A 25,117-nucleotide genomic window follows, 5' to 3' on the forward strand; every position below is an offset into this window, starting at 1 on the left:
CGGTGGAGAAAACGAGGCAGAAAAAGCGCCGGATCCCCCATGCCATCTATGCCGCAGCCCCTCGATGGGCTAGAATTGCCACCACTTTAGGCCATAGCCCATGCAACAGCCGCGAGCGGCTTCGTGCTCGCGCAACATTTGAAAGGACATATCATGGTTACTCTGCACACCAACCACGGCGACATCACCCTGACCCTGAACGCGGAAAAAGCCCCCGAGACCGTGGCCAACTTCCTGCAATACTGCCGTGACGGTCACTACGACAACACCATCTTCCACCGCGTCATCGACGGCTTCATGATCCAGGGCGGCGGCTATGCTCCTGGCTTTGAAGAGAAAGAGACCCGTGCCTCCATCAAGAACGAGGCGGCCAACGGCCTGTCCAACAAGATTGGCACCATCGCCATGGCCCGCACCAGCGAGCCGCACTCCGCCAGCGCCCAGTTCTTCATCAACGTGAACAACAACGACTTCCTGGACTTCAAGTCCCCCACCACCCAGGGCTTCGGCTACTGCGTGTTCGGTGAAGTCACCGCCGGCATGGACGTGGTCAACAAGATCAAGGGCGTCAAGACCGGCAACTACGGCCGCATGCATCAGGACGTGCCGACCGAAGACGTAGTGATCACCAAGGTGACCCTTGCTGAGTGATTGTCGCCTCCTCGGCACTGACACAACTGCGGCCCCGGCCGCAGTTTTTCCATCTGCGCAGGTCACCCCGGTCAACTGGCGCCGCCTCGACTACCTGGCCCGGGGCAATCCCCGTCAGCGCTCCGCCCACGCCCTGCTAAGCAGTGGTGTGTGGGATGCACTTGAGCGCCTGTGCCAGGACCTGGCCCTGGTGAGCACGGTTGCCATCGGGCTCGATCGGCCTGGCAGCGATCTCGATGTGCTCTGCCAGCACCCTGAGCCCGCGCGCCTCGCCGCCCTCTTGCGCGAGCAGGGCTGGACAGCCAGCGACAAGGGGCACCAGGTGTGGCTGATGGAGCAGACCCTGACAGGGCCGGACCAGGCGCGCTGGCCGGTGGAGCTTTATGTCACCCAAGCCCCGCTTGAGACGCTCAACGGCTGGCGTCACCTCAGCCTGATGGCTGCCCTGCTGGGGCACTTTGGCCACGACTTCTATCAGGCCGTGCTGCGCCTTCGCCTCGAGTCAGGACTCAAGGGAGAGGCGGCCATCTGCCGTCTGCTTGGCCTTGGCGGCGATCCTTACGCCGCCCTGCTGACCCTGGAGGGGCGCGACCTTGCCGCGCTCCACTGGCAGGCACCGTCCCAGTGCGACTCGTCCACGCCGGCAGACTCCCCTGCCCTCCTTTGCCCGGAACCCATCAAGAGCACTCATCCCACATCATGAGCACCCTTTTTATCAGTGACATTCACCTGTGCGCCCAGCGGCCCGACATGACAGCCGCACTGGTGCGTTTTCTCGAGCGCGACGCCCCCAAGGCCGATGCTCTCTATGTGCTGGGAGATCTGTTCGAATTCTGGATTGGCGACGACGATCCCAACCCGCTCCACCACCAGGTGGCCGAGGCCTTCCTCGCCCTGAGCCGGCAGGACGTGCCCATCTACTTTATCCACGGCAACCGCGACTTCCTGCTGGGCAAGGCCTTCGCCAAACGGGCGGGCATGACGCTGCTTGGCGACCCTTGCGTCATCGATCTCTACGGGGAGCGGGTGCTGCTGAGCCACGGGGACCTGCTCTGCACCCTGGATGAGGGCTATCAGAAGTTTCGCCGCATCACCCAGCAGAAGTGGCTGCGCTGGCTCTTCCTGCGCCTGCCGCTGGCCCGCCGCCAGGCCATCGCCTGCAAGATGAGGGGCCAGAGCCAGATGGAGAATGCCGGCAAGCCACAGACCATCATGGATGTGACCCCGGCGGCGGTCGATGCGCTGCTGCGCCAGCATGGCTGCCAGCTGCTTATCCATGGTCACACCCACAGGCCCGCCGTCCATGACTTCATGCTGGACGGCAAGCCGGCGCGGCGCATCGTGCTGGGAGACTGGTTCGAGCAAGGGTCCGTGCTGAGCTGCTCCCAGCAAGGCCAGCGACTCGAGAGCCGTCCCCTCCCCGAGTGACGCTCCCCCTCGGGGATAAGGGATGCTCATATGACAATGTCTGTCCCCCTCCCCGAGCAGGATGCAACGCCGAACCCTGCATATACTCTGTGTCTGTGCACACAAATGAGGACTAGATGATGGGATTTCTTACCTGGGTTGTATTGGGATTGATCGTCGGCATCCTGGCCAAATGGATAATGCCGGGCAAGGATGGGGGCGGTTTCTTCATGACGGTGATCCTGGGGGTCATAGGCGCCATGGTGGGTGGTTACATCGGCACCCTGCTGGGCATGGGGACAGTCACCGGCTTCAACCTGCCGAGCATCCTTATCGCCACCGTGGGTGCCTTGATAGTGCTGTTTGTCTACAACAAGATCCGCAGCTGAGCGGCTGAGCCCGCTTCTTTCAGCACTCTCTGTGTATGCCCCCGGGCCAGGATCCGAAACCTTGGGTTTCGGATTTTTTTATGGGCGAGCCGCGCCTTTCGCCCAGGCGCCCGCTAACAGGGCAAGTCGCCCTGCCAGGCGCCGGGGTTCTGGTGCGAGGCGCTGACCAATCGAGGTCGGCAGCTGCGGCACTGCGGCCGATCTCGCACTGCCGCCTATGGCATTCCGTTATTGCCATGCAGACAGAAACCGGGGCGCTCGCTCAAGCGCGCGTAGTAGTCGCTCACCGCCGCGAGTGGCGGGCGCTCGAAGGGCGTATGGAACCAGCGATTCACCGACAGGCCGACGGGAATGTCCGCCAGCGAGAAGCGGCTCCCGGCCACATAGCCGCCGGTGGCCTCGAGCTGCCTGTCCAGGATCTGCATGTATCTGGACCACTCGGCACAACTCGCCGCCATCGCCTGACTGTCCTGATGGACGGGGGAGAGCCTCACCAGCGACATGAAGGCGTAGTTCCAGGCGCGATTCAAGTCCGACGACTGCCAATCCATCCATTGATCGACCCTGGCCCTCGCCCGTGCCTCGGCGGGATAGAGCGAGCCGTCACCATAGCGCGTCGCCAGATATCGGATGATGCTGTTGGACTCCCACAGGGTGAAGTCCCCATCCCTCATGACCGGCACCATCCCGTTGGGATTCAACGCCAGAAACTCGGCGCTCCGGGTGGACTGAATACCGCTCCCCCACTCCTCCCGCTCGAACGGGAGATCCAGCTCGATGCAGCTCCACAGCACCTTGCGCACATTGATTGACGACGCCTTGCCCAGGATCCGTACCATATCTTCGTCCTTGTGTGAGAAGGGCCCAGCTTCCATCAGGGGTACGGCGCCGGTCAAGGGGCAGAGCCATGACCACGGCAGCCCCATGGAACTAACCCGTGTAACTAACTAATAGGGCCGCACGGGAACCTGGCACGAGAGGGGTGAGCCACAAATGAAAAAGAGGCGGTGGACTAGGCTGTGTTCTTAAAGTGATGAAGATATAATCTCACATCTTCTCAACAGCTTAAGACCTATGTAGTGTCCCGTCGCTATCAGTTAACCGATGCACAATGGGGGCTTATCGAGCCCCTGTTTCCACATCACCGCATAAGCGGACGCCCTACTCGTGAGCCACGCCAAGTGCTTGATGGCATTCTCTGGATACTTCACACCGGTGCACCTTGGCGAGATCTGCCAGAACGTTTCGGCCCATGGAACTCGGTCTACAACTCCTTTCGACGTTGGCAAAGCACAGGCCGCATCGATGCCATCCTTGCGGCACTGCAACTGCATCTCAATGAAGAAGGGCTTATCGACTTCGACCTGTGGTGCATTGACGGCTCCAATGTCAGGGCATCCAAAGATGCTGCCGGAGCGCGTAAAAAAACACTCCGGTGAATCAAGCTCTTGGTCGCTCTCGTGGTGGTTTTGGCAGCAAAATTCACTTGGTCACTGATGGTAATGGTTTACCGCTGGGGTTCTGCCTTTCGCCGGGGCAATCAGCGGAAATCAGATATGCGACAAGTGCGTTGGCCATGGCAAGGATCCCGACTTCATCAGGCCGTTATCGCACGCGGCCAACGCATCTTGCCGCAGATAAGGCCTATAGCAGCAGGGCTCTGCGGGCAGAACTCCGGCGCAGAAAGATAAAAGCGGTTATCCCGCAACGCAGCGACCAGCAACGGCACCATAAGGGACGTCCACTGGTGTTAGACAAAGCTCGTTATCGTAGGAGAAATGTGGTCGAACGGTGCTTCGGATGGCTGAAGAAGTTTCGCCGATTCTCAACGAGGTATGAAAAGCTGGCGGGAAGTTTTGCAGCCTTTATCAAGCTGGCTTTCTGCCTTCGTTACTTACGGGAACTATTGGTGGAGAGAAAACCAGCATTTTGAGAACACAGCCTAAACTCATGCTTGCGTGTCCGGTTTGACCGACGCCTTCAGAGCGGCCGCGGGACAGGCGAAGCAGTAAAGGACAACATCATGAAAATATGGAAAATCTGCCTGATAGCAGCGCAGCTCATGCTGGTTGCCTGCGCCTCCTCCAACGGTGCAGGGCCTCCCCCGACCGGGGACGAGGGCAGCAACGCCGGCGGCAAGAGCGGAGGTGGCAGCAGCTACCTGACCTATTAGCCGGGCCATCTCCTGCAAGCCGAGGCTCAGCCAAGCCCCAACGTCGAATACGACAAGACCAGACAGCGCCGGCAGCCCGCCGGCGCTTTTCGTCTCGCCAATCGGTAATGCCCTGCCCGCCGACCACGGGCACAGTGACCCAGGAAGGGGGCGCAACAGCGCCATCTGGATCAAGGGTGGACACGGAGGAAAAACAAAAAGGCCACTATCGCTAGTGGCCTTGGTAACTCTTTGATTGCTTTCTTTAATCTTAATGGTGCCGAGGCCAGAATCGAAGATGACGCACCAAAGCCTCTAAAATCAACGAATGCGCCTTATAAAAATTTCATCGTATACCTATCCGTATACCAATAATATTTTAGTACCACCGCCCTGCTGCATATTCCGGCCGATCATAAACACCGATTCCGGTTCAACGTGAACGCTCATTCCAGCTCAACCTGAACACTTTACCTCTCATTTCCTGAAACAGTGTTCAACAGTCAAGGGGGCAGTTGCTTCGTAGACTACCGAGAAATCAAGCCCTGAAAATATCCACCTTCGTTTCTAAGCACTTGCGTAAACTCAAATCATGTGAACCCACTTCAAACCAACCACCTGGTTTCTGGAAAAAATCCAGACCTCGACCAATCTTGATGACCCACCCATTGTCGATGCGGATCTCCCGATCGTGCATGTTCGGATTGAGTTTCACTTCTAGCTCCACATCAAGCTCCAAAAGGCTCTGCTTCAATTCGTCGAGTTTTTGTTGGATATCGACCAGCTGCGTATTGTCATCGTATCCGGTAACAAGGTTGATTTTCTTCACTGTCCCAGCTTTCAAAATACATTCACAAAAGCGAACGAAATTCTGGATCTGGTGCTGAAGCCGAACATAGGGTTCTTCAATGACGACAGCCTTAGCCCCTTGTAGATAAGGGCCAATGATCGACTCATAACTGTATCCAATATCCCCATACATGATTGTGAAATGGCGTTCGATCAATTCATCTGGCACAACGACAGAGGATATTGGTTCATCTTGGATTGCAGGTAACTCTTGTCTAACCTCTGTCGCCACGTTACGTTCATGTGCACTCTTGTCGTTGAGCTGCCGCCGCAAAGGCTGCTGTGTTGCTGAAGCATCTTTCGACTCTGGGCAATAGATAATCACCTCTTGCCCCTGCGCATTAAGGAATGAGAGATCGATGCGCGCAAACTCATCATCAGGTTTGCGTTTATTCATCTGTTCTTTCACGCGTCGACGGCACTCGACCGCGTAGGAAACATATTCTTCGAATTCCTCATCGGTCGGAGAACCAATCGGGTGCAGAATTTTCAGGAAGGCACAGACGGTTTTTTTGATGCCTTTTTCATCACGGCCTTCAACACTCTTGCCTAGGCGGATCCGCTTGCTGACCTCTTCATATCGATTGGTATGCTTGAACTGGTAGTGGAATGCTTCCGCCAGGTAGTCGGTAATAAACCCGTAGCTGTTGGTTAGAAAATCACTACTGTTCTTGGGCATTTCCCAGCCAGGTATATAGGCTGCAAATCGATCCATGATGGCGAGGTCAAACTCTGCAGGTAATGGCTGGAAAAGATCATGTTCGGCCGAGTTAACTACTTGGCTGATAGAAAGGTCGAAGTTACCGACAAAGCTAAGACTGGCATCAGCGATCACTTCTGCGCCGCGTGAAAAACGTCCATTCGCCATGAAATCCTTCATGATCTGAATAGTGTCTGGATCTTTGACTTTGATGCCGCCAACCTCATCAAACGCTACCGTGTCCCAGAAACCTACTAACCCAACCTTACGACGTGCGTTGTTGTAGAACAGTGCCGACTTAGTCGCCTGTCCACCAGAAATAAGCGTGGCATAGGGGGAAAATTCACTGAAGAAATACGACTTTCCAGTGCCTCGTGGCCCAAGCTCAATGTAGTTATAATTGGGCTCAACGAGTGCAGCTAGGCGCGCAATAAAGTGCATGCAAACGCGCTTTGAGAGCTTTGTCGGCTCTAGGCCAACGGTACGCAGGATCACCGCGATCCATTCATCACGGGTGAACTTCATTCGACCTTCACAATATCGGTCAAAATCAAAGCGGCTGATCTGGATGGGACGTAAGTCCTCAATGTAAAACGCGTAGTCGTCTTCCTCGATGGCGTTATGTGCCAACGTTACTTCAGCCCAAATCCCCCCTTCCAGCAAACGGTCATTGTCTCGATAAAATTTATCACCGATAGCGATACGCTGTGAGTTGAAGTTTTCCAATGAGGCCCAATGGCGCTTTTCTTTCTCGACATACCGCACATGAACCTTGTCGATAAAGCGATGCTTGCCCTTGGTTGCTACCTTTGACTGCGCGGCATTGGCCTCGTCAGGTTTTACATAATTCTCTTGCAAGCTGGCTAGTACCGCCTCCATACCTGCATCCATTTCTGCTTGATCGTCACTCGCACAAAAGCGCGCAAGCAGGAACTCCAACACAAATGTCGGAACGTTAGTTCCCTTCTTGATTCGATGGAGTAGATCCTTGCGCAACACCTTGCCATCAAAGGTATCAGTCAGCTTTTGGTCAAGTTCATTCATCATTTTTACACCGCATAGTCCGTTTCTAGGTCAAGTTGGCAATACACTGCATAAGTTGTTGGATGCAAAGCCTTTACCTTGAATTTACCTTCGAAATCCATGTGCATCCTGAGTGTGACTTGAACCTTGTCACCGGGCGTCAAAGATAATGTTCCTGTGGCCGGGTTGACAACGCCACCCGCTTTAGCCTCGCCCACTACATCACCCTTTTTATTGTGGGCTTCCAGCAAAATTTCAAAATTGTTTTCAATCGAAAACATATCTGTTGTTTCAATTGCAAGATCGATGACGGGCATACGAGTAGTAATTGCCTTGGCACCGTTTTTGTAGCTCATCGCTACTGAGGCTTTCTGAAGAGCAGGCTGATTGGATGCTTTTAACTGCATCGTTATCACTGGCACAACGCACTCTTGAAGCGAAATACCGCCGTGATAATAGAGCAAGCTACTACGGTAAGCCGCCAGTGAATATGGCGCTGCTAACTTGGCAAAATCGCCCCGTATACCCATCTTCTCAGCTGAGATAACCAAGTGGTTCCCATCGCCAGCACCGTCACCCAGTGCGCACCGGTCATGAATGCCAATCCAGTTGCCAGCTGGCTTGCTGCAAACATCGCCCGCACCCGCGTGGGTGTTCATGAAGAAGCCGTGATCGGTCGCAATCACTACCTCGTTAAAACCTCGCTCTTTCAACTTATGGATAGCGACCCGAATACGCTTCAGCGCATTGGTAATCTCAGCAGGCGCAGTGTCGGGGTGATTTTCAAAGTGGCTATCTATCTCAACCGCGCGCAACACTAGCAAGTCGGTTTCAGGGGAAATATCGAAACGTCCGCGAACAAAGTCTTCTAGGCGCCCCTCTTCGAAACGTTGGCCGTACTTTTTATTAAGCACATCCATACGCTGAGCGACTGTGCCCACCGCCTGATCACCCAACATTGGTAGCAGACAATGTTCATCGTTCTTGATACGAAGTTGCTGCCCAGCACCTGGCAACAAACTCGCCATGCCGACAGGCGTGATACTCGGTAGCTGCGCCATGGCAGCTTGAATTTCAACTTGTCCGTCTTCCAACAGTTGTCGCTCTAGCGCCACACCTAATTCGTAGCGCAGCGCATCGATCATGAAGTACGCCACCTTGTGGCCGTTCTTTTGCAACTTGGGCGCGACGATGCAGTCGAACACATCAGCATTCGATAGCTGTCCAGCTAGCGGCCAGCCGCTTTGCTGCACATTCCGGGTAAAGATCAGCTGCACCTTCTCGGCCAGTTTGCCATACAGCTTGCGCACTTGCTGTTTGACCGGCGTCATGATGCTTTGCGTATCTTGCCAGTCGAAATCACCCACAGCCTGCTCGAACTCGCGATGTAAGCGATCAACCTCACGCAGGTTGCTCACATAGAAGGCCACCAGCATATCAAGATTACGAGCGTTATCAGAAAGTTGCCGCTCCATGTCATCACAGGTTTGCAGCAACTCAGCAGCAGATCGAATCAAATCCCACTGGGCACGGCTCTCGCCTTTGCCTGTCCACACCGACTGCTGTCGGTGTTCTGAGATACTCATTACCAGGTCAATGTCATCGCGTAAAATACCGTTGATAGCGCGGCTCAAAAATGTGCGCTCTTCAAACGGGAACGTATCTCGATTCCCCAAATCAGACCAACCATCAAAATGGCTGACCAGATTGAAATCCCTCTCAATTTCCTCTGCGCGTTCAATATAGGTAGTCTGGGTACGGCGATCATTACGCAACCGCTCGCACAAGTCTTCAATCAAAGGTTTGGCATGTACCTCGGCTCGCGGCACATCATTCAAGTTGGCAGGCAAGTTACCAGGCAGATCAAATACAAACTCGCTGAACAAGACAAAACGCCACAACTCATTGGCCACAGAGTCCCATGTCTTGCCCCGGGTCTTCAATGTCAGCCCCATGCTATTGCGGAGCAAATCACGCGCCTCTGTCACCCAGCTATCGCTGCCTTTCAATGCGGCCTGCTGCGCATCGTTTGGCACAAGCAGCGCAAACAGAATGTCCCGGGCGGACTCGACTGCCAGTAGCGCACGCAAGTTGGGCCAGCCCAAGCCGCCGCCAATCGCATCCACCACTGCAAAACTAGGTGAAGCATCCTGCTCGAAGATAGCCCGTATCGCCGTGGTGTGATCTGGCTTCGCCTTCAGGCAAAGGCTTTGAAAGCTGTCACCATCCCCTTCAGGGAAAATTGCTCCCGCTGCAGCGATGGGAGCGAATGGATCAGTTTGCCGTTCTTCATCGCTTTCGGGCGCTTTTGCTGGCACATAAACCAAGATCCCTGCGAGCTGCCGATCGATCACCTCACGCAGACCCTGCATGGCAGCAACCCGACTCTCAATACTGCTCTTTGATGCATCTACAACCAGCAGCTTTTCGTCGGCTAAACCGTTACAGACGCCTTGGTAATAGCCTGCGGGGTCATATACAACGAGGCTACCGGCTTTCTGCAACCGAGGCCGCAATATTTTGTCCTGGATAAATTCAGCAATACTCATGCGTTAGCTCCCGCTTTCTTTTTTCCACGCGTTTTCTTGGGAGCCTTCTCTGGCTCGATGTACAGATCTTCCAGCCCATGGGTGATGGCAAGGGATTTGTCGGTCTTGCACTTCTCGCGCACGCGATCTGGCCAGTAGGTCATGGCCTGGTGCGCCCAGTCGTAGTTGCCTTTCTCCAGCTTGGCCCAGGTGTCTTTCAACACTTTTTGCCAGGGCTTATGGCGGAATAGCGACCAGAGCGGCGCAGCGGTGATTTGCACACCGTCGTCGTGGTTGGGTTGGTAGGTCGGTGCGAGCTTGAGCAAGGTGTCGCGCAGGTCGGTGAGCTCTTGCTCAAAGGTTTGCAGCGCCTCAAATTGCTTTTCCTCATCACGTGAACGACCGCTGCCCTTGATACGCAACTCTGCGCACTCACGGCTGACTTGTGTCAGCTTGCCGTTGGGGCCGTCGAGGAAATCATTCACCGCTGTAAACAGCGTCTGATTATTCAAGGATGGGTAATAGACCCACAGCGTATAACTGCCGGACGCCGTGCTCAGCGGCCAGTAGATGGGCGCCTTGCGGCGACTCTTGGAATAGCGTTGCAAATGGAAGGCGAAGAAATCCTTGCGCAGCCAGCGGCGCACATCGTCCGGCACAGCAACATCTACGCGGGTAAGCACTTCTTCAACCAAGCGAGCCAAATCGTGCGGATGCCCCTTGTCGTCAACCAAAATGCCAACGTGAGCGTGGAAGGGAGTTGCCCCATTTGACAACATGCCAGGGCTTTGGATAGGCAACGGCTCGAAGGGATCTTGTGCCGGTGGAGCTTGTCGCTCCCCAGTTGCCAAGCGAATGTCAAACCGACCAAAGGCCACGCCAACACCATACGATTTCCATGCAAGAGCAGGGTCAATACACGTTGGAGCTACCTCCTCATCCTTAGCTTCATCTACCTCATCTTCATCAGGATCTGTATGTGCAGCCCCATCTCCAAGGGCCTCAAAAAGGTCTCGTGTTAGCTGGGAAAATTCGGCACTAGAAAGACTGAAATGAGATGCGATCAATTGCTCAATATTATCTCCAAGCAAACTTGCTCGGCTATAAGATGTAACTCCTGCATCTGACCTATCAATAGACGGGACTGCGAATAATATTTCAGAATCGTCTGACACAATATTTTTCGCCATAACTGTGCGAAGAGACATCAGTTGAGATTTCCCAACATCAAGTAAATCATTGCTCACGCCAACATATGGGATCGACCCCACCATTGAGTTTTGAAATTTTGGTCCCGAAAAATTTTCACCACGAAATCTTGATATGCATGTGGCCAAATTAGACGAAAGCAACATCAGAACCCAATCTCCTTCGCCTTCATTCGGATACACCTGTGACCGACCTGCTGTCGGAATTACACCTGCAGGAACTACGTAAGGTACAAGTCGAATGGAACGAAGCATGTAGCTGATGCCTGGAAGAAAATATTTTTCCTCGCTGCGCACATAGCGCGAAGGCGTGTCGCCGTTTTGAGTATGGAATGCTTTTATCTCAGCCCCATTCCTCTCCCAATTAACACAGAGATGAATTGACGAAATTAAAGGTACTGCAGATTCAGTTTTTGAATACCACGCCCACTTTTTATCGGCATTTGATTGCTCAATTGATTCGCTTTGAATTTTCGAATAAGCAACACCACCTTCTGGCGATATTATTTTTTTGCTATCCAGCTCATACCAAAGTCTCAAAAATCTAAAATCATCACCCGTTTGCAATCCGACCTTGATCTCACAAGCCGCTGGTTCAATGCTGACCAGAGATGCAAGCTTGGCAGCAACCGACTCATCAATCCAATAAATATATGGAGAATCAGAAAATAAGGAGAATTGTCTGGGATTAATCTCAAAAGTTTGTGCATCGACATTATTTGCACGCAACGAATCAATAGATGCCTTTAAATCAATGTTTTTCTGGTTCGAAACCAGGTGGCGAAAGAAAACTGACTTATCGTTATTGGTTGATGATTTGGTGCAAACAAAGGCAGCGGTCTCGACCATGGCATCTAGGACGCCGTGCCCTAGGTCGGCGAATGTATCGACTTGAAGTTCATTTCTTAATACACCGTTTCTAAAATCGGAAAAACTCTTCAGGAAGAAACAGGTTCGGCTAACAATTGCCCCCAGCTTTCCGTCGCTTGCAAGTAGCGTTGCCGCTCTTTCGATGAAGTTTGCTAGTAAATTTCCTTTAGAAGATGGATAGTTATTGTCAATATACTGTTTTGCCCCACGCGACGGATCTCCGAATGGTGGATTCATTACTACAACATCAAACTTTTCGCGACAAAGATCTATCAGTCGCATCCCCTCCAATGCATCATCGGTAAATAGTCGCCCTTGGTACGTCGAATTAGCGGAACTGCCAAATTCAATTAATGCAGCACGAAGGCGAGCCTCAGCCAATCCCCAAGTTTCTTGTTCTTGTTGAGCAAACAGGCCAGTGCCTTTCCCTGCGTAGACTTGACGAACAAGATTCGGTAGCTCGCATTCGATCTGGAGGAGCACACCTAATTCAGGCAGCCCCTTTAGTAATTGCAATGTCTTCTCGAACAGCTCCCCATCGAGTTCGTCGAGGCTATCCACAAACTGTTGACGAAGCTCTCGCTCGGCCGGGGGAGAGATGGCTGACACCACGTTCCCACGACCAACCAGAGGCCGGTCCTTGGCTTTTACGCCACTTTCGTGCCATGCGCGTTGAGCGCGAAGCCATAGTGCAAGGCTGGCAATCTGTGCTGCGCGCGGATCGATATCCACGCCGTAAATGTTGTATTCGATGATGAGACGCGGCACGTCACGCAAGAATGCTTCTTGGTCAGAATAAGTCTGGCAAAGCGGCTTTAAGCTAGCATTTGGCTGCGTTGACACATCAAGAGAACCCGGGCCGTATTGATGCTCCCAAGCCCAGGCTTCGCGATAGATTTCAAGAAATAGATCGAATGCATACAGACCAAAGTGCATGGAGCCGCAGGCTGGGTCCAGCAGCTTTAGGGTGCGCGGGTCGCGTACCTTGCTTGAAGCGTGCGGTTGCTCATCTGGCTTAACGAGTAAATATTCGCAACGGTCGCGCAGTTCTGTCTGGCCACCGGTGGCTCTAAACCACAGACGCCCGAGCGTGTTATCTATCAAATACTCCACTACATAGCGTGGGGTAAAGAACTGGTTGCGCACAGCTAATTCGCGGCTATCGCGTGGAGCCTTACTGGCTTTACGCATGGCCTTGCGCTCTTCTTTGGAGTTGAAATACTGGTAGATCCAGCCGATGGTTTCGTCTGCAGCCCAGAGCGGTTCAATCTCAAAGTGGTTGAGCTCATCCAGCAGCGCACGCAGGGCTGTCTCGCGTGGGAACAGCAAACCGTTAGCGGCATAACGATCAAATAGAGCGGGCAGCTCTTGCGCCAGTTCATCGAACACGCTGAACAGATACACCTGATATGACTGACCGGTTTCACCCAGCGCCGTACCGGCAATGCGACTATAGAGCTGGTAGCCACGCGATTGGTAGCCTTTGCTGATCGACTCGATTAGCTGTCCACGCGCTTCCATCATCAACAGCGCAGCCAGTCGGTTGAGCACGGTAAAGGCTTGCTCGCGCACCATACGGTCGAGCACCGCGATGCGGTGATCGACATCATCGGCATCCGCGCCCAGATAGTGCGCCAGGGTTTGGCGTAGGACTTCTGCCGTGTGGCGCTGGCGGTCGTCCAGATGGCTGAGTCGGGCCATGGGCGTCACTTCACCGGTCTTCGGGTCCAGGCCGTAGGTTTGCTGAAGCTGGATACTGAATTCGTCAGATAGCAGGGCGCGGCAACTGTTAACCAGCTTTTGCAAACGCCCACGGGTAGATTGATCAAAAGCCATGCTTATGCGTCCCCCTCTTCCTGCAATTCGAGCTTGAGCGCAAACTCATGGGCATATCTCAGTTCACCACGCAGTTGTTGCAGTTGCGAGATCAGGGCATCTAGATCATTCAATGAAGTAATCTTTGTCTTCGCTTTGAATTGACGCTGCACAATAGGTTTTGGCTCATGCGCCTCTTCCGGCTGTGTCGTTTCTGCTTCTAACTCTTCCCTGATGCGCTGCTGCCCTAGGCGTTCAATGCGGTGCTTGAGCGATTGCACCTGCGACTGCAGTTCATAGTCCTTGTTGAGCATGGTGGTGAGGCCCGCCAGGTCGGGGGCCACATCTACAATCAGGCGCTCAAGGTTGCCCAGCAGTTCGGTTTGTTCTTGCTGGGTGAGCTTGATCCATTCCGGCACGCGCTTGAGGTCAACCTCGGCCTCTTTGATGCGTGTTTTGAGCAGGTCTTGCATCGCAATCACCGTATCGCGAATGCGGGCCCGAATCGTGGTGAGGCTGGTGCTGAAATCGGCAGCAAAACGATAGAAATCGGCCTGCTGCAGGCGCTCCTCAATCAGGCTGAGCGCCTCCGCCAACTCTTCTTTTAGCTTGGCCAGCAAGGCCACGTTCGGCAGGGTGGCAATGACCGTGCAGTGCTGACGCAGATCGCGCAGCGTTTGCTCCAGGCCTTGCTCCAACTTGAGTTTGACTTCGGCCGCCCATTTGAGACTTTCGAACAGCTCGGACTGCTCGTTGCCCAAGCGGCGCGGCGCATCCGACGCGTCGGTGAGCAGGACGTCGTTAATCTCGTGCGTGAGGTTTTGCAGTCGATTTACACCTGGCAGGTTGAGGCTGCGCAACTTCTCGGTGAGCGGGCCATATTGGTGCTGCAGTTGTGGGAAGAGCTTGGTGGTGACCTTGCTGATATCGTCTTCCAACGGCACGACGGTGTCGCCCGTGAGTTCGGTCAACCGGATTGCAGCACGTGCGAGTACGTCGTTTGACGGACGGTCGCCGCCGCGAAGCGAAATGCCGATACTCTTAAACGTGTTGTTGGTCTTGATGGCGTCGATGGCTTGCTGGCCGTTGACGGTGACTTCGCGTCCCGCCACCTTGAGCTTGATTTCACCAGCCAGCAGCATGGCAGCCACCAGATAGCGCAGGGTGTCTGCCGACCAACCAAAGGGCGCATCTGCAAAGACGTCGGTCAGGCGTTTGCCATCCACGGTGCCATTGCGGTCAATGTAGTCACGAATGCTGACCATGGCCAGGTGGTCGGTGCGAATGCTGTGCCGCCCGCTTTGGGTTTGCACAAGGTTTAGCGGATCGAGCGCGCTGGTTATGCCCGACAAATTGCCGACCCGGAGGAATTTCTCAGCGAGTTCGGTTCCTGCACGCACAGGCGCTTCAGCGTAGCGATCGAACACTTGTTCGGCTACTTCGCTTAGGTGCTTACGAGCGGCGTCCAGCAATTCGGTCGCCAGCGTATCAACCGCAACCACCTGGCCTCGGAAGATGAAAGAGCCTTGCAGCAGGCTGCGCTGGATCTGCGCCCGAAGTTTGGTGCTGAGGTGCTCGGCCCGGTCGGCTTGGCCGTTGCAGTATTCGCGGATCTCTTGATCCGGATCGCTGCGGTAGCGGTTGGCGATTTCTCGGCAGCGGTGGATGTCGGCCGTCAGTTCATCCATTTCCGGCGTGGTGCGACCCACCAGATAGATGTTGAACTTGGACGAGTTGTGACGCGATTCGTCAGTGAGACGGGTACGTGCGTTGTCGATTTCTTTGGGGTCGACCAGCTCTACAATGGTTTGGATCTGATTGCGCTCACCCGCCAACGATGCGGGCACGTTGCCAGCCGATTGCGCCTTGAGCCCGGTAGAGACGGCGTAGGAGCCGTGCAACTGGGTAGCCGGCAGTGGTGCATAAACACTGGTTAATGCTTCATTGACGATGCGCCGCAGCTCAACACCGCGAAGGGCAACTTGGCTGCGTTCTTGCTCAATGTCGTTAAGCTTTTCGCTGAAGAAGCAAAGGTTGCCGTCTTGTTCGCCAAAGGGAACGATGGGGTCGTTGATCAGGTCTTCGACCGCCTTGGCCACAGCGTCTGTTTGAGAGGCCCCAGAAATACTGGCATGCATAAGGCTGGTGACGTTTTGCCGGGTGATAGGCAGGTTGCCCAAGATTTGCAGAACAGCGACGGTCTTGGCGATGTTTTGATGCAGCTCGGAATGCGAAAAGCGGATTTTGGTGGCTTTCTCGACCGATGCGTGCAAAGAGGCGAAGGCTCGCTTGATGTCTTTATCCAGCGCATCAAACAGCGTGACCGTGGTCGCCAACCATCCAACGGCTTGTTCTGCCACAGCGGGCTTGCCTTCAGAGCCGTCAATCAGAATATCTTGCACCACCTTGATCGCCGAGCGCAGGCCGATGCCGCCAGTAGACTTAGCCAGGGCGCCCAGCAAGTGGAGCAGGATGTCGAAGTGCGCAGGCAGGAAGGGGTAGAGATCGACAAAGGTCTTGCGATCGAAATCGACGCCATAGACGCGCGCATCGACAAGCTTGGTGTTCTGGCGCAGCTGCTGGCCATACTGATCAAACAACCCGCCCAATTGGCTTTCAGCTGCTGACGACTTGCCCAACAGTCGCGTGTAGCAAATTTCCTTGATGTCGTTGGATTCAAGAGCAATTTGAATTGGAAAACGGTCATTGAGCTTGAAGAGCTCCGGCGAATTGAGGGCGGCCTTCGCGTCATCCGCCGTGAGCGTTTGCTGCGCCGTACCGACGATCCAGACCTTGCCGTCACCGATGTTTTTCAGGTTCTTCGCCAGACCATCGAGGTTCAGGATCAGGTTGGGCCGTGGGCCAACGTACTGACCGACTTCATCGATGATGAAGATGATGTATTCCTTGCCCGATGCCTCGCGGGCAATCTCCAGCATTTCACGCACACGGTCGTTTTCGAAGACGACGATCTCACTGGATTCGGTGGTGAACGAGGTGGGCGTCTTGAAAAGCGTGGGGTACAGCTTATGCGCGATCTCAGGGATGAGGCTATCGACCACCAACTCGTCATTGCGGTAGTTGTTCCAGTCTTCACCGCCCGCAGCTTCTTTGAATGCGTCAAGGAATTCGTTGTAGCGGCCTTCCTTCTTAAGTCTGCGTTCCAGCGCAGCAACCTTTAGATTGCGCGAGTAGCCCGCCCATTGCAGGACCTTGTAGAACAGAACCGTTGACACCTCTTCCATGGTCGCACCAGCGACCTGTTCGCTGGCCAGGTCCAACATCAGCACTGCAGCTGGAAAGCGCTTGGCTACGTTCGACAGCAATGATTTGGTTTGCTGACGCTTCAGGCGATCTTGGAGATGCTGAATAAATGGAACACCATCAATAGTGATGCTGTCATCAAATGCCAACCCCAGATACTTGGTAAACGAGCTCTTACCGGAGCCATAGAAGCCTGACACCCAGACGCCGACTTCATTTTCGCCACCAATATCCATGGCGGCTTCCATTTTGAGCAGGAGATTCTCGAACTGCTGGTCGATGCTGTCGGTGACCACATATTCGGAGATTTCCGATTTCAGGCGCGCCTCTTGTGACACGCCATAGGTAATTACCTTTTCAATGCTGCGATTGATGTTCTTGCTGGGGTCGAAGAGTTTTTTGATCGTCATGTTTTACCTCAATGATTAGCCGCCGACGTGGACAGAGCGGTAGTTGCCATCGTCGGGGTAGAACCCCAGAAATTTGAGTCGGGTCTTGCCGGTGCGCACACCAGGGTAGAAAAACACCGTGGGAACATGGAACTTGCCTTGCAGCTTGCCTTCGATGACACCGATGCGCGTGTAGGGATGCAGCGCCTCAAGATCGGTGACTAGCAAAATGGCCTTAGGCTTTCCCTCAAGCGTGGCCAGCTTGGCTTCGATGCGTGCCTGTAATGCGCCGTTGCTGATGGCATTGGCGAGCGACGCATTGGTCTTACTCCATGCCAATGGTGCCTTCTGATCGGCCGCAAGCCAGATCTTGCGAAGTGGAGCCTTCTCGATAATGTCAGCAACATGTTCGGCGATCGAAAAGGTCTCTACTTCCCAACCTTCATTGCGCAGCCTATGCACCCACGCGGGAGTTTCACGCTTTACATTGAGGATCTGATTGGGCGGGAAAACCAAGTAGAAAATGGGCTCAAAGCTGGCATGGCCAAACTCGCGACCTTGCTTGATTCGCTCCATCAACTCATTGAATTCAGCTTTGAGCGATGACATCGATCAGTTCCTCCATGCTTTTATAGGTCCACCCGATATGCACGACATCGGAGGCGGCCTGGAATATGAGCAGGCCTTGTAATGACAGACGCTTGAATTGATCACGGACGTCGGCACGCTCCAACCCAAATAGATTCCAGTCGGCGCTTGAAACAATTTGGTTGTCGCCAAGACCACTGAACTTCAAGTCGTAGGCCAAATAGGCGGCGACCTTTGGCAAGATGCGATATGCAGCAATCGAGCGCTGGTTGCGGCCTGTGGTAATGAGCAATCCATAGTCGGCACAGCATCCCATTAAATACGATGAGATACGCTTGATCGTGGTCTCAGACCATGGCTTTTGCGTTTTTCCTTCGCGCACGCTGTTGGCAACAAATGTGCGTGCGTCTTCCAATTGAAGGTCATTTCGCCCGGCTGAATAGCGCACCCAGTAAACCTCTCGGACAAAGTCTGCCAACACAAGATTGGCGCGAGCCGTATAGATAAAGAGCAGCTGATTGAGCTCGGCGGTCGTGAAACGATCAACCAGGGACTTGAGGCGCGCGGTAAGGTGCGGATCGCGCATGTAGCGTGGGGCAAAGCACTCGGCAACAATATTGCGTAGGCGTCTTGCCGTTACCAAAGGGAAGCGACCCGATGCCAGCGCCGCTTCATAGAGCTGTGACGTACCCATACCAGGCTGATAAACCTGGAGCAGTTGCCTTGTTTCTTCTAGGAGACCCAGCCCGGCTTGTAGCTGAGTGGTGTAGTAGCGGTGCTGACTCACTCAACCTCCCGAACGTAGGGGAACGTCTGAATTCCGGAGGTGAAGGCGGCACAATAAAAGCCCGCAGCACGTTGTAATTCGGCACTGATGTCTTGACTGATCTGCCCCAGTGACACAGGGCCCGGCGATGCGGATTCTGCTTTTCCCGCCAGCTCAGCCAGACGCGCCAGCGCCAACTCACGATTCGCCAATTTGGCTTGCACTGTTTGAACAAACGCAGCGTCGCTAAGCGCATCTGCCGATGCTTGCTCTAGCCCGATCGGCAAGCGGAAAAGGTGATAGATACGGCCTACACCAATGACTTCGTCGTGAACCTTAGCTGCCGCCGCAGTTGACCCCTGGTATTGGGCAAGAAACAGAGAACGGTTGAATATTGGAGCCAAGAAAGCAGCCGCTGTAGCGCCAAAGAATTGGCTGCCCCACCAATTAGCTTGGCCCTGCTCCCCTAGGTAGCCAACCAGAACCCGTAGTTCTGCGATTGTTTTTGCGATGGTATTCATCAAAGATCCTATATCGATTTTCAACGGTGCCACTAGACGGAACTGCTATAAGTTGCAGTTGTATCGCCCAGACTGGGCCCTTTGCACTAAAAGATTCAAGAGAAACCCTTACACATTCTAGCGTTCAAGAATATTTTGTACCTGAAGCGTTAAAGTGGATCACCTGACAAATCAAAGAGATGGCGATGTTAACATAAAGAGTTTCTGTCAATCAGTAACGAAATGAACAGCGAGCAGCTTTCAAAATTGACCTAGGTTAACAGGTTAATTTTCGCAGTCCTGCAGGATCTCACGATGCAACCTATCCGGCTCGCGCCCCCGGCCAGCTCCCGCTCGGTATTACAAGAGGTGGTAGCGTTACCTTGTGCGGTTGTTGGGCGGTTGTTGGGCCTGCGCTCTGCACCCACTGCGTCCATGGCCAGATCCGCTTAGCTCCATCCCGGCCCTGCGCCTTCAGCGCCAACTTCATGTATCTCCATCTGGTCAGCCATCAGCGCTTTGGAGGTCAACTTGGCAAACAGTCCATCAGGCGTACATACGGTCAGGCCTTTCAACAGGCGTTCGCTCTCTTTGCCCTGATCCTGCGCATCGAAGTATTTGAGGAACATGCTGATCGGTGTAATCCAGTGCAGAGCTGCATCTCGACTCAGTTGTGCAAGGCAGAGTCGATATTCTTGAAGACTTGATCAAACATAAAAGGCATCCGAATAAAGCATGAACACAAGCGCCGGTCACAGATGATACTTGTAGCTAATGGCTTAAGCTGGCGGCAATTCTACCGCCTTGCTCGGATTCAATAAACTGTTATGGATGCTTTTGGAGCGGTGTTATTGCGACGAATGAGAGTTCACACGCTATTCGGCTCGCTTGTCGGTGGGCGATTCGATTCAGTAATCTGTAGATACCTCGCAGTCTTCATCCCTGTTGGGTGGATTCACAAACGTGACTGTCGATTTCACCTGCATACTCCCGTGGTTTACGCCCGAATTTTCTCGCTGCCCCCCATCGCCGTACTTCTTGGGAGCCAGCTTTGCGGCCAGCCATTTACGAGCATCGATCTGCAGGCGGGCACGAGCAATCACATCATGGTTAATTTTCACGTTCCCGTTGGCGTCGAGGAAGGTGTCATTGCTGCTGTCATCGGCAATCTGGAGGATCTCGTCGGCCAGTTTGTCGGCCAGATCCTCGCGCACGCACGCGTACTGGTCCCTAAATTCTACGTAGCGTTCATCAGCCAACCAGCGCATCACCATGGATTTGGACGGCATACCCGGACGAGCCAACACTGCGCGTAGACTCACCCCATCAGCAATGGCGCTACATATGGCCTCCCCCAACTCGTTTGTGTATGCGCTCCGACGGCCTCTTGTTACCGTCTTGGGATTCGACGTATTGGTTTCCACTGTGGAAACCTGAGGAGTGACAACTGGGATCATAACTTGAGTTGTTGAATCCACGTGTTCAGCTCCACTGATAGGAGCCGTAGGCATACCTGAAGATGAGGCAGCGTTAACAGGTGTTGTGACTCTTGACCATTTGTGCGTCTTGGCCCGCTTGTTAATGGCGGTATGTGAAATGCCGTGATCTAGCGCTATCTGGCGCACACTCTGGCGGCCAGCACAGTACGCGAGTTCGATACCGTGCCAGTCTGGGGAATCTGTTGAATGCATAGGGGAATAGATCATAGGCGACCAGTATTTACGAGGAGGCAGGTAGGTATCCAGCCCTACAGGGGGAGTCCCGTCAGTGCAAACGCAGCTGTGTGTGGCAAGAAGTTGTCTGTGATAGTCACTTGGTCACTGTTTTGATAAACATCCCGCCATCATTGTGCTAGCAGCAAGTGACCTTGATTTTTCATGGTCTCTGGGAGTCACTCACATCACTCTTTTGAGCACTGCTTTCACTGATCCACTCATTGCGTCATCTCCCATCTGTCATCCATCAAGAAGCATCAGGGCAGTGACCCAGTGACAAACAGTGACCATGAATCAATGTTGGTCACTGCATCCCAACCCGGGCAGGACAAGGCATTCACACAGTAAAGTGACTCAGTGACTATGAAATGGGGTATGCCCCCTCCCCTCAAGTTAGAAAAAAAAGGCCCCACAAGGAGCCTTCTTGTCACCGCCGTTTGGTCTCATTAAGTCATATCGGCCTACAGGGCTCGCGGAAGGTACTCCTCTGCCTGCTCGGTGAGTGCAACATTGGTTTGAGTTTGACCATTGGTCTTGCGCGTCTTGTACTCCGCGCCCAGCTCCTTTGCAGCCTGTCTGACGGCTTTGCTGAATGAATTAAGCGAGAGTGGGCGGTTCAAGCCGTGGTACTCCAGGTAAGCCAGGTAGAGGTGATAAAGGAATTTCCTCGGCTCATCCTTCAAGGCGACATTTCCCCCCATATAGAGCCCCTTCGGCTCAGCCAGCGCATCAGCACCATCCCGTTGCTCCTCCAGCAGACGCTTGGCCTGGTCAGGGTCGGCAAACCGGGTCAGCAGATGGCGAATGATCACCGGTAACTCAGCGGCAATCTTGTCGCCAAGGGCCCCATCCCGATCAGCGGATGCCACCACTCGTCCGAAGTGGAAGATCACCCGGCGACGAGCGATCCCCCCGTTGCGCTCGTTAAACACCATCGGTACGTTGTTGGTGGCCAGCAACACAGCTGGGATCCGGGTGCTGAAAATCGCCTTACCTTTAGGGTTGACCGATACTTTATCGCCACCAGTGATCGCCTTGAGCACGTGGCCATCGCCAACGTACGAAGGTTGGTCCGGCAACAAGATCAGGCGTTTGTCCCAGACGTTCTCCAGACCAAAGCTGCTCTCGAGCAGCTTCATCGAGCTACTACCCACGTTTTCTTGGCCAACCAGCAGTTCGCACAGTGCCGCCATGACCAATTTGCCACTGCCGCCTTCCCCCGTTACCTCCAGGAACAGTTGCCAGTCGTAGCGATTCGCCAGCACCATGAACAGCGCCGCCTTAATGCGCTCCATCTTGGCTATGTCACTGTCTGTCGCGTAGCTCAGCCACTTCATGAAGTGAGGGGCACCCTGCTCCAGCAACTCCCCTGCCAGCGGCTCGCTGTACTCGATCTCATTGTGAGTCAGCAAGCCATCGCCGGGGGAATGCGGGCGAAACGTGCGGAGCACTAGGTCATAGACCCCATTGGCAAAACCAATCAGGTTGAGTGCCGGGCGTGGTATCTCATCAAGGCCCAGTTTCATGGTATCCACAGCAGTGTTGATTACCCGGGCACTATAGTATTTGGCGCCTTGCTGCTTAAACATTGCAGTCATACGGCGCGCAAGCACCGCATCCGGCATCGACTCCCACAGGCTGCCGGTGTAACGGTACACCAGGCTCGTGTCGGCATTGATGGCCAGGGTTCCCAGACTAGGCTGTGTTCTCAAAATGCTGGTTTTCTCTCCACCAATAGTTCCCGTAAGTAACGAAGGCAGAAAGCCAGCTTGATAAAGGCTGCAAAACTTCCCGCCAGCTTTTCATACCTCGTTGAGAATCGGCGAAACTTCTTCAGCCATCCGAAGCACCGTTCGACCACATTTCTCCTACGATAACGAGCTTTGTCTAACACCAGTGGACGTCCCTTATGGTGCCGTTGCTGGTCGCTGCGTTGCGGGATAACCGCTTTTATCTTTCTGCGCCGGAGTTCTGCCCGCAGAGCCCTGCTGCTATAGGCCTTATCTGCGGCAAGATGCGTTGGCCGCGTGCGATAACGGCCTGATGAAGTCGGGATCCTTGCCATGGCCAACGCACTTGTCGCATATCTGATTTCCGCTGATTGCCCCGGCGAAAGGCAGAACCCCAGCGGTAAACCATTACCATCAGTGACCAAGTGAATTTTGCTGCCAAAACCACCACGAGAGCGACCAAGAGCTTGATTCACCGGAGTGTTTTTTTACGCGCTCCGGCAGCATCTTTGGATGCCCTGACATTGGAGCCGTCAATGCACCACAGGTCGAAGTCGATAAGCCCTTCTTCATTGAGATGCAGTTGCAGTGCCGCAAGGATGGCATCGATGCGGCCTGTGCTTTGCCAACGTCGAAAGGAGTTGTAGACCGAGTTCCATGGGCCGAAACGTTCTGGCAGATCTCGCCAAGGTGCACCGGTGTGAAGTATCCAGAGAATGCCATCAAGCACTTGGCGTGGCTCACGAGTAGGGCGTCCGCTTATGCGGTGATGTGGAAACAGGGGCTCGATAAGCCCCCATTGTGCATCGGTTAACTGATAGCGACGGGACACTACATAGGTCTTAAGCTGTTGAGAAGATGTGAGATTATATCTTCATCACTTTAAGAACACAGCCTAGCCTGCTCCTGACCACCAATCTGGCCTTCAGTGAATGGAGCAAGGTATTTACGGATAAGAAGATGACGACGGCCATGCTGGATAGGATCACCCATCACTGCGAGATCATCGAGACAGGAAACGATTCCTACCGCGTCAAATAGAGGATGAAATCAGCCAGCTAACCCTGGTCAATTTTGGACGCTGATTGACAACCCGATCCACCTATGCAGACAGACTATTTGGCAAGTGAATCACATTGCTCTCCATCCCGGTAAATTCATGGGGTGGCACATAGTGATGTTTGCAACTGTCCAGCCAGTCAGCCCACCATTGCATCATCTGCTGGCGCTGGGTGATGAATTCGGCCCGATGAATGTAAGCCGCCCGCACACCGTTGCGCTCCTTATGGCTCATCTGCCGTTCAATGGCATCCTCACTCCATTGGCCTGATTCAAGCAGAGCGCTGCATGCCATAGCCCGGAAGCCATGACCGCATACCTCAACCTTGGTGTCATAACCCAGTCGGCGCAAGGCACTATTCACGGTGTTTTCACTCATGGGTTTTGATACATCATGGTCACCGGCAAAAACCAGATCGAAGCGCCCGGTCAAAGGGCGGATCGCCTCAATGATGGCCAGTGCCTGGCGTGACAACGGCACAATATGCGGTTCTCGCATCTTGGCACCACGATGCGAGTATTTGACCCCCTCAATGAGGTCACGGGACGCCGGGATTGTCCAGCTTGCTCGCTCGATATCGAGTTCATCCCAACGCATGAAGCGTAATTCACTCGAACGGACAAAGGTTAACAAGCTCAATTTCACCGCCATCTTGGTCAGCAGACGCCCCGGATAACTCTCAAGGCGACACTGCAGATCGGGAATATCCTGCAGCGGCAGCGCGGGATGGTGCTTGCCTTTGCGAACCGACAATGCTCCCGTCAAATCAGCGGCAGGATTGCTATCAATCAAGCCCGTTTGCACTGCATAACGCATGATGCCGTTGATGTGTTGCCGCACTCGTCCTGCCAAATCAAGCGCATCTCGCTGCTCTATCATGCGCAATGGAACAAGCAGGTCACGGGTCTTGAGTTCATCCACAGGGCAATGGCCAATCGACGGAAACACATCTGTTTCAAGCCGGGTCAAGATGCGTGAAGCATGATCCGGGGACCACTTGCCAGCACTCCTTGAATGCCATTCACGGGCAACAGCCTCAAAACTATTCGCCTGTTTACTGGTGATCTCGTTTCGCAACTGCCGCTTATGAGCGACAGGATCGATACCTTTGGCTAACTGGTTTCGAACCTCTTCGCGCCTTTTACGCGCGTCAGTCAAAGAAAGGGTTGGGTAGTCGCCAAACGCCATCAGCCCTGCCTTACCATCTGGCTTGGTAAACTTGAAGCGCCATGAACGGGTACCGTTCTTTTTGACCAATAAGTGCAAGCCATTCCCATCGAACAGGGAATAGTCTTTTTCTCGCGGGCGGGCATTGCGACACTCGGTATCAGACAGGGGTTTGGTAGTTCGCGGCATTGGTATACGACTCCTTTATCGAATCGATGTATACCTAAGCGTATACCAATTTCTAGCGGATGTGTTAGGAATGACTCGGAATGCTCTGGACGTAAAAAAACCCAGAGACATTGAATCTACTGGGTTTTTTAAACTTTTTCGGAATGCTTTGGAAGTA

The 25,117-nt window shown here is 53.9% G+C and carries 19 protein-coding genes and 1 pseudogene; 7 read left to right on the forward strand and 13 right to left on the reverse strand.

Going from position 1 to position 25,117, the window contains the following annotated elements:
• Positions 1-153: 153 nt before the first annotated feature.
• The 4 genes from ACWPWQ_RS07150 (at position 154) to ACWPWQ_RS07165 (ending at position 2,447) form a co-directional block, all read left to right on the forward strand.
• Positions 154-651 carry a peptidylprolyl isomerase gene (locus ACWPWQ_RS07150; RefSeq protein WP_025327420.1) on the forward strand — a complete coding sequence of 166 codons (498 nt, stop codon included), beginning with the start codon at positions 154-156 and terminating at the stop codon, positions 649-651.
• The gene (locus ACWPWQ_RS07155; RefSeq protein ID WP_454009403.1) at positions 641-1,354 is read left to right on the forward strand and encodes a DUF4269 domain-containing protein; all 714 of its coding nucleotides are present in this window, start codon (positions 641-643) and stop codon (positions 1,352-1,354) included. The genes ACWPWQ_RS07150 and ACWPWQ_RS07155 overlap by 11 nt, the downstream gene beginning before the upstream one ends.
• Positions 1,351-2,079, forward strand: a complete 729-nt coding sequence (gene lpxH, locus ACWPWQ_RS07160) for a UDP-2,3-diacylglucosamine diphosphatase (RefSeq protein ID WP_454009404.1) — start codon at positions 1,351-1,353, stop codon at positions 2,077-2,079. The genes ACWPWQ_RS07155 and lpxH overlap by 4 nt, the downstream gene beginning before the upstream one ends.
• A 119-nt stretch (positions 2,080-2,198) precedes the next feature.
• Positions 2,199-2,447, forward strand: coding sequence for a GlsB/YeaQ/YmgE family stress response membrane protein (locus tag ACWPWQ_RS07165; RefSeq protein WP_454009432.1), 249 nt, complete (start codon positions 2,199-2,201; stop codon positions 2,445-2,447).
• Between the two features lie 215 nt (positions 2,448-2,662).
• Here ACWPWQ_RS07165 and ACWPWQ_RS07170 read toward each other — a convergent pair whose 3' ends face one another.
• Positions 2,663-3,286 carry a glutathione S-transferase family protein gene (locus tag ACWPWQ_RS07170; RefSeq protein WP_454009405.1) on the reverse strand — a complete coding sequence of 208 codons (624 nt, stop codon included), beginning with the start codon at positions 3,284-3,286 and terminating at the stop codon, positions 2,663-2,665.
• 240 nt (positions 3,287-3,526) lie between these two features.
• On the opposite strand from ACWPWQ_RS07170, the gene ACWPWQ_RS07175 reads away from it, so the two are divergent.
• Positions 3,527-4,380, forward strand: a protein-coding gene (locus tag ACWPWQ_RS07175; RefSeq protein ID WP_454008829.1) for an IS5 family transposase whose coding sequence is annotated in 2 segments (ribosomal slippage) — positions 3,527-3,869 and positions 3,869-4,380 — 855 coding nt in all. Because the reading frame shifts where the segments join, the coding sequence is not laid out codon by codon here.
• 90 nt (positions 4,381-4,470) lie between these two features.
• Entirely contained in the window at positions 4,471-4,620 is a 150-nt protein-coding gene (locus ACWPWQ_RS07180; protein ID WP_454009406.1) for a hypothetical protein, read from the forward strand.
• Between the two features lie 517 nt (positions 4,621-5,137).
• Here the strand turns inward: ACWPWQ_RS07180 and brxL are convergent.
• The 11 genes from brxL to ACWPWQ_RS07235 all read right to left on the reverse strand — a co-directional run bounded on the left by brxL (position 5,138) and on the right by ACWPWQ_RS07235 (position 23,376).
• Positions 5,138-7,195: a BREX system Lon protease-like protein BrxL gene (brxL, locus tag ACWPWQ_RS07185; RefSeq protein ID WP_454009407.1), complete on the reverse strand. Its 2,058-nt coding sequence runs from the start codon at positions 7,193-7,195 to the stop codon at positions 5,138-5,140.
• A gap of 2 nt (positions 7,196-7,197) precedes the next feature.
• The gene (locus ACWPWQ_RS07190) at positions 7,198-9,720 is read right to left on the reverse strand and encodes a PglZ domain-containing protein (protein ID WP_454009408.1); all 2,523 of its coding nucleotides are present in this window, start codon (positions 9,718-9,720) and stop codon (positions 7,198-7,200) included.
• Positions 9,717-13,613: a BREX-1 system adenine-specific DNA-methyltransferase PglX gene (pglX, locus tag ACWPWQ_RS07195; protein WP_454009409.1), complete on the reverse strand. Its 3,897-nt coding sequence runs from the start codon at positions 13,611-13,613 to the stop codon at positions 9,717-9,719. Before pglX ends, ACWPWQ_RS07190 begins: the two co-directional genes overlap by 4 nt.
• A 2-nt stretch (positions 13,614-13,615) precedes the next feature.
• On the reverse strand, positions 13,616-17,266 hold the full coding sequence (gene brxC / locus ACWPWQ_RS07200) for a BREX system P-loop protein BrxC (protein ID WP_454009410.1): 3,651 nt from the start codon (positions 17,264-17,266) through the stop codon (positions 13,616-13,618).
• Positions 17,267-17,281: 15 nt separating this feature from the next.
• On the reverse strand, positions 17,282-17,854 hold the full coding sequence (locus tag ACWPWQ_RS07205; RefSeq protein WP_373352583.1) for a BREX protein BrxB domain-containing protein: 573 nt from the start codon (positions 17,852-17,854) through the stop codon (positions 17,282-17,284).
• On the reverse strand, positions 17,835-18,620 hold the full coding sequence (locus tag ACWPWQ_RS07210; RefSeq protein WP_454009411.1) for a BrxA family protein: 786 nt from the start codon (positions 18,618-18,620) through the stop codon (positions 17,835-17,837). Before ACWPWQ_RS07210 ends, ACWPWQ_RS07205 begins: the two co-directional genes overlap by 20 nt.
• On the reverse strand, positions 18,617-19,120 hold the full coding sequence (locus ACWPWQ_RS07215; RefSeq protein WP_454009412.1) for a BrxE family protein: 504 nt from the start codon (positions 19,118-19,120) through the stop codon (positions 18,617-18,619). The genes ACWPWQ_RS07210 and ACWPWQ_RS07215 overlap by 4 nt, the downstream gene beginning before the upstream one ends.
• Before the next feature lie 428 nt (positions 19,121-19,548).
• The gene (locus ACWPWQ_RS07220) at positions 19,549-19,728 is read right to left on the reverse strand and encodes a hypothetical protein (RefSeq protein ID WP_454009413.1); all 180 of its coding nucleotides are present in this window, start codon (positions 19,726-19,728) and stop codon (positions 19,549-19,551) included.
• Positions 19,729-20,007: 279 nt separating this feature from the next.
• On the reverse strand, positions 20,008-20,577 hold the full coding sequence (locus ACWPWQ_RS07225; protein ID WP_454009414.1) for a terminase small subunit-like protein: 570 nt from the start codon (positions 20,575-20,577) through the stop codon (positions 20,008-20,010).
• A 698-nt stretch (positions 20,578-21,275) separates the two neighbouring features.
• Positions 21,276-22,472, reverse strand: coding sequence for a DNA primase family protein (locus ACWPWQ_RS07230; RefSeq protein WP_454009415.1), 1,197 nt, complete (start codon positions 22,470-22,472; stop codon positions 21,276-21,278).
• Between the two features lie 50 nt (positions 22,473-22,522).
• Positions 22,523-23,376, reverse strand: a protein-coding gene (locus ACWPWQ_RS07235) for an IS5 family transposase (protein ID WP_454008829.1) whose coding sequence is annotated in 2 segments (ribosomal slippage) — positions 22,523-23,034 and positions 23,034-23,376 — 855 coding nt in all. Because the reading frame shifts where the segments join, the coding sequence is not laid out codon by codon here.
• Between the two features lie 65 nt (positions 23,377-23,441).
• Between ACWPWQ_RS07235 and ACWPWQ_RS07240 the strand changes: the two are divergent.
• A pseudogene (locus tag ACWPWQ_RS07240) lies at positions 23,442-23,585 on the forward strand (ATP-binding protein); the annotation flags it as partial.
• Between the two features lie 61 nt (positions 23,586-23,646).
• Here ACWPWQ_RS07240 and ACWPWQ_RS07245 read toward each other — a convergent pair.
• Positions 23,647-24,960, reverse strand: a complete 1,314-nt coding sequence (locus tag ACWPWQ_RS07245; RefSeq protein WP_454009416.1) for a tyrosine-type recombinase/integrase — start codon at positions 24,958-24,960, stop codon at positions 23,647-23,649.
• Between the last annotated feature and the right edge of the window lie 157 nt (positions 24,961-25,117).

The organism is Aeromonas sp. Marseille-Q7275, from assembly GCF_965119515.1.

What these genes read in the sequence shown, in the direction of transcription:
- ACWPWQ_RS07170 (WP_454009405.1), bottom strand. Translation starts at nt 3,286, where the DNA reads ATGGTACGGATCCTGGGCAAGGCGTCGTCAATCAATGTGCGCAAGGTG.
- ACWPWQ_RS07215 (WP_454009412.1), bottom strand. Translation starts at nt 19,120, where the DNA reads ATGAATACCATCGCAAAAACAATCGCAGAACTACGGGTTCTGGTTGGC.
- ACWPWQ_RS07165 (WP_454009432.1), top strand. Translation starts at nt 2,199, where the DNA reads ATGGGATTTCTTACCTGGGTTGTATTGGGATTGATCGTCGGCATCCTG.
- ACWPWQ_RS07180 (WP_454009406.1), top strand. Translation starts at nt 4,471, where the DNA reads ATGAAAATATGGAAAATCTGCCTGATAGCAGCGCAGCTCATGCTGGTT.
- pglX (WP_454009409.1), bottom strand. Translation starts at nt 13,613, where the DNA reads ATGGCTTTTGATCAATCTACCCGTGGGCGTTTGCAAAAGCTGGTTAAC.
- ACWPWQ_RS07205 (WP_373352583.1), bottom strand. Translation starts at nt 17,854, where the DNA reads ATGTCATCGCTCAAAGCTGAATTCAATGAGTTGATGGAGCGAATCAAG.
- lpxH (WP_454009404.1), top strand. Translation starts at nt 1,351, where the DNA reads ATGAGCACCCTTTTTATCAGTGACATTCACCTGTGCGCCCAGCGGCCC.
- brxL (WP_454009407.1), bottom strand. Translation starts at nt 7,195, where the DNA reads ATGATGAATGAACTTGACCAAAAGCTGACTGATACCTTTGATGGCAAG.
- ACWPWQ_RS07220 (WP_454009413.1), bottom strand. Translation starts at nt 19,728, where the DNA reads ATGTTCCTCAAATACTTCGATGCGCAGGATCAGGGCAAAGAGAGCGAA.
- brxC (WP_454009410.1), bottom strand. Translation starts at nt 17,266, where the DNA reads ATGACGATCAAAAAACTCTTCGACCCCAGCAAGAACATCAATCGCAGC.
- ACWPWQ_RS07190 (WP_454009408.1), bottom strand. Translation starts at nt 9,720, where the DNA reads ATGAGTATTGCTGAATTTATCCAGGACAAAATATTGCGGCCTCGGTTG.
- ACWPWQ_RS07150 (WP_025327420.1), top strand. Translation starts at nt 154, where the DNA reads ATGGTTACTCTGCACACCAACCACGGCGACATCACCCTGACCCTGAAC.
- ACWPWQ_RS07245 (WP_454009416.1), bottom strand. Translation starts at nt 24,960, where the DNA reads ATGCCGCGAACTACCAAACCCCTGTCTGATACCGAGTGTCGCAATGCC.